This is a genomic window from Micromonospora echinofusca (assembly GCF_017614955.1).
GTDB classification, from domain to species: Bacteria; Actinomycetota; Actinomycetes; order Mycobacteriales; family Micromonosporaceae; genus Micromonospora; species Micromonospora echinofusca_A.
Genome location: NZ_WVUH01000462.1, coordinates 1 through 4,646 on the forward strand (window position 1 = coordinate 1; position 4,646 = coordinate 4,646).

The following is a 4,646-nucleotide window of genomic DNA, read 5'->3' on the forward strand; positions in this document are numbered from 1 at the left end:
TGCCGGTACCGCCGCAACCGGCACCGACGGCCGGCACCTCCGGCGCGTTCGGCGGGGCGACGGTGCAACTGCCCCCGGTCAGCCGGCCGGTGACCACACCGGCGACACCGGCCGGCACACCGGCACCATCGCCGACCGCGCCCGGTCCGACCGCGATGCCGCACCCTCCGACCCGACCGACCGCCACGCCGCCGCACCCCGGGCAACCCACCCCGACACCACCGCACCCGGGGCGGCAGACCTCGGCGCCACCGCACCACGGCCGGCCGATGTCGGCACCACCGCACCCCGGGCACACCTCGGACGGGTACCCGCCGTCCGGGGCGTACCCGCAGCAGCCGGCCGGCTCGCGCGGCCGGACGGCGACCGTCATCGCGGGGGCGGCCGCCGCGGTGGCGGTCCTCGCGGTGGTCGGCGCGGTGCTGGTGGTGGTCGACGTGCTCGGCGACAAGTCCGAGCCGGCACCACCGGCGGCGGGACCGTCGACCACGTCCCCTGCCGCACCGCCGAGCGCGGCACCGACGGTCGATGGTGCGCCCCCCACGGATCTGCGGCTCCGCGACGACAGCTCGACCATCACGATCAGCTGGCGGGACCCGTCCGGGGGTGCGGTGCCGTTCGTGGTGGCGGGTGGGCGCAGCGGTCAGAAGCTGGGGGCGATGGCGACCATCGACCCGGGACAGAGCAGCTACACGATCAACGGGCTCAATCCCCGGGTCGACTACTGTTTCACGATCCTGGCGGTCTACTCCACCAACACGTACGCCACGTCGGGGCAGGTCTGCACCAACCGGGGTACGTCTGCCGCACCGCGCTGACCAGCACCGTTGCGGCGTCCACCGGCCACACCCACAGTGTCCGATGCCGGACGGTGCGGGTTCCCGGCCAGCTCCGCCAGGCCATAGGATGGGCCCGACCTGGGGGGCGGGGCGCCGTGAACGGCGCCGGACCAGCGGCAACAGCATGGGGAGGCGGCCGGCTGTGGTCACCACAGACAACGGCACCACGAAGGACGACGACGGCGCAGCCCCGGACGGGCCCCGACGCCGCCGGTCCCGGCTGCTACGCGGCGGGGTCGTCACCATCGGTACGGTGTCGGCGCTGCTCGCCGCGATGGGACTGACCGTCCTCGGGCTGGGGGCGGCGGACAACGCGGTCGCCGGGTACGACGCGAGTTCCTGGCTGTGGAGCACCGCCCGCAGTGAACTGGCCCGGGTCAACGGGATCACCGCGCGGGTGGACACCCGGGTCGAGGTGCCGCAGGCCCGCAGTCACCCGATGCAGGTCGTGCAGACCGACCGGATGCTGGTGCTGCGGGACCTGAACACCGGGCAGGTCAGCTCCCTGGACCTGGCCACCCTCCAGGTCACCGCGACCACCCGGACCACCCCCGGTCTGGGCGTCAACGTGGCCCTGCACGACGACGGGGCGTTCGTCATCGACGCGGTGCAGGGCATCGTCCGGCAGCTCGACCCCCGGTCGCTGGTACCGGTGGGTGAGCCGGTGCGGTTCCCGCCGGGCATCACCGGTGGTGCGTTCGACGGTAGGGGTCGGTTGTGGATCGCGGTGCCGAGCGAGGGCACGGTCACCGCGATCACCGCCGGTAGGCTGCCCTCGGCGGTGGCGACGGCGGCCGGCGCGGGCGGGATCAGTCCGGCGCGGGTACGCACGGTCGCCGTCGCCGACCCCAGTCACGAACTGGTCGTCTCCACCCTGGACGACGGGGTGGCGGTACTGGACCGGACCACCAGCGCGTTGACCACGGTCCGTGGCGACGAGCAGCGGACCGTGCGGTTGACCATGGCGGGGCCGGGTACGCTTCCGCCCCGCACCGACGGCGTACTGGTCCCGGTGACCGTGCCGGAGGCCCGTGCGGTGCACGTGATCGGTCCGGACGGCGCGGTACGGCAGTTCGTGGTGCCGGGTGCCGGTGACCGGCTCGGGGCGGCGGTGGCCTGGCAGGGACGCTTCTACTGCGCCGACGACGCCACCGGCACGGTGTACGCGTTCGACGCCGACGGGAAGCTGGTCGACACGATCGCCCCGGCGGGGGTACGCGGCCCGCTGGAGCTGGAGGTGCGGGAGAACCGGCTGTTCATCAACGCGCCGAACTCCGCCACCGCCCGGGTGGTCGACGACCGGCACGCCGTACGGGTGGTCGACAAGTACGTCAACGACGTGCTGGGTGGGGACCCGCCGCCGGTCGCACCGCCACCCCCGCCACGCAAGCCGCAGGTGGGGAGGCCGGGTGCGCCCCGGCAGGTGATCGCGGCTGCCGGTGACGCGCAGGTGCGGGTGAGCTGGCGGCCCGCCCCGGCCAACGGGGCGGCCGTCACGAAGTACGTGGTGGAGGGTGCCGGGAAGACCCTGGAGGTGGGCGCCAACCAGCGGTCGGTGGAGATCACCGGGTTGACCAACGGCGAGACGTACCGCTTCTCGGTGCACGCGGTGAACGCCAAGGGCGCCGGTCCGGCCCGGATGAGCAACCCGGTGGTGCCGACCGCCGAGGTGCCGGACGCGCCGGTGCGGGTGACCGCCCAGGAGCGGCCGGACGGCACGGTGCTGGTGAGGTGGCCGGCGGCGGACGGGCAGGGCGTGAAGATCGCCCGGTACGTGGTGACCGCGGTGTCGGCCGGCACGAACGCCCCGGCGGGCGAGGCCACCGGCACGGAGCTGGTGGTGCCGGCCGGTGAACTGGAGTACGGCACGCAGTACGCGTTCACGGTGGTGGCGGTGAACGCCCGGGGTGCCGGGTCGAAGGCGTCACCGGTGAGCAACACGGTGGTGCCGTACGCGGCGCCGGGCGCACCGGTCGACCTGCGGGCCAGGACCGTCGCCGACCGGCCGGGCACGGTGGCGCTGGACTGGTCACCGGCCGCGCCGAACGGCCGGCCGGTGACGAGGTACCTGGTCGAGGCGGCTGGCCGGACGACCGAGGTGACCGACACCCGGGCCACGGTGAGCGGGCTGGGTGACGGGCAGAGCGTCCAGGTGACGGTGAAGGCGGTCAACGAGGCCGGCGCGGGGCCGGCGGCGACGGAGACCGCCCGCACGGTCGCGCCGCCCCGGGTGACGGTGACCGGGTCGACGGCGGACGCCACCTCGGTGACGCTGCGGTTCACCGTGGACGCCGGCGGCGGGCAGGTCACCTGCACGGCGACCACGCCGGGTGAACCGGTGGCGAAGGGTACCTGCACCAGCATCCGGGTGCCGGGGCTGACGCCCGGTACGGCGTACACCTTCACGGTGACCGCGACGAACGCCGCCGGTGCCGGTACGGCGTCGCGGGCGCAGCCGACGGCCGCGCTGTACGGGATCGCCACCTGCAACAACGGCCCGGACGGCGACCAGCGCACCTACTGCAACGCCGATGTGGACGGCCGCAACGGCAACGAGATCTTCTCGGTGCCCCGGCAGGACAACAACCGGCAGGTCGGCTGGGCGGAACCGGGCACCCGGTTGAAGGCGTACTGCAAGCGGCCGGGCGAGAACGTCGACTCGTGGATCTACAACAACCAGAAACAGAGCACCTGGTGGGTTCGGGTCGACTACAAGGGGCAGAACTACATCCCGTGGGCCTGGTTGAACCTGGAGGGCGGGGACGACATCACCATCCTGCCCGACTGCTGACCGTGACACCGTAGGCAAGGAGCACCACCCGTCGTGAACAGCCACGAGCCGCTCAGCCAGGCCGAGGTGCAGGGCTTCGCCGCGCTGGCCGCCCGGCTCGCCGAGAACGTCAACTCGGTGGTGCTGGGCAAACCGCAGGTGGTCCGGTTGGCGTTGACCGCGCTCTTCGCCCAGGGGCACGTGCTGCTGGAGGACGTACCGGGGGTCGGCAAGACCACCCTGGCGCGGGCCATCGCGGCCACCGTCAAGGGGCAGTGGCGGCGCATCCAGTTCACTCCGGACCTGCTCCCCGCCGACGTCTCCGGGGTGACCATCTTCAACCAGGCGAACCGGGCGTTCGAGTTCCATCCCGGGCCGGTGTTCGCCAACATCGTCATCGCCGACGAGATCAACCGGGCGTCGCCGAAGACCCAGTCGGCCCTGCTGGAGGTGATGGAGGAACGCACCGTCACGGTGGACGGGGTACGCCATCCGGTGCCCCGGCCGTTCCTGGTGGTGGCGACGCAGAACCCGGTGGAGATGGACGGCACGTACCGGCTGCCGGAGGCGCAACTGGACAGGTTCCTGGTGAAGCTCTCCGTGGGGTACCCGGACGAGGCGGTGGAGATCGAGGTGCTGCGTGGGGCGACGGTCCGTTCCCCGGAGGCCCTGCCGCCGGTCATCGACACGACCACGGTCGGCGAGATGGTCCGGATGGCGCAGCGGGTGCACATCGCCGAACCTCTCTACGCGTACGCCGTGCGGCTGGCCGCCGCGACCCGGCACCATCCACAGGTGCGGGTCGGGGTGAGCCCGCGCGGGGTCATCGCGCTGACCCGCGCCGCGTGCGCGTACGCGCTGATCGACGGGCGGGGCTGGATCATGCCGGAGGATCTGAAGGCGCTGGCCGAGCCGGTCTTCGCGCACCGGATCCTGCTCTCGCCCGACGCCCAGGTCCGGGGGGTGTCCGCGTGGGACGTGCTGGCCCAGGCGGTCGCCTCGGTGCCGGTGCCGCTGCCCTCGGGTCAGTCCACCCC

4 protein-coding genes are annotated in these 4,646 nt (G+C 73.3%); 3 read left to right on the forward strand and 1 reads right to left on the reverse strand.

Features of this window, described 5'->3' with window-relative positions; genetic code table 11:
* Positions 1-187 (reverse strand): hypothetical protein (locus GSF22_RS30915; protein WP_208817451.1); only part of this gene is annotated, 187 nt, incomplete at its 3' end.
* 82 nt (positions 188-269) lie between these two features.
* Here GSF22_RS30915 and GSF22_RS30920 point away from each other — a divergent pair.
* The 3 genes from GSF22_RS30920 to GSF22_RS30930 form a co-directional block, all read left to right on the forward strand.
* Positions 270-818: a fibronectin type III domain-containing protein gene (locus tag GSF22_RS30920; protein ID WP_244454452.1), complete on the forward strand. Its 549-nt coding sequence runs from the start codon at positions 270-272 to the stop codon at positions 816-818.
* A gap of 163 nt (positions 819-981) precedes the next feature.
* Entirely contained in the window at positions 982-3,630 is a 2,649-nt protein-coding gene (locus tag GSF22_RS30925; protein ID WP_439957830.1) for a fibronectin type III domain-containing protein, read from the forward strand.
* A gap of 33 nt (positions 3,631-3,663) precedes the next feature.
* Positions 3,664-4,646, forward strand: a 983-nt coding sequence (locus GSF22_RS30930; RefSeq protein ID WP_208817449.1) for an AAA family ATPase, incomplete at its 3' end; no start/stop codon positions are given.

Coding starts and splice junctions, on each gene's coding strand:
- GSF22_RS30920 (WP_244454452.1), top strand. CDS start 270: ATGTCGGCACCACCGCACCCCGGGCACACCTCGGACGGGTACCCGCCG.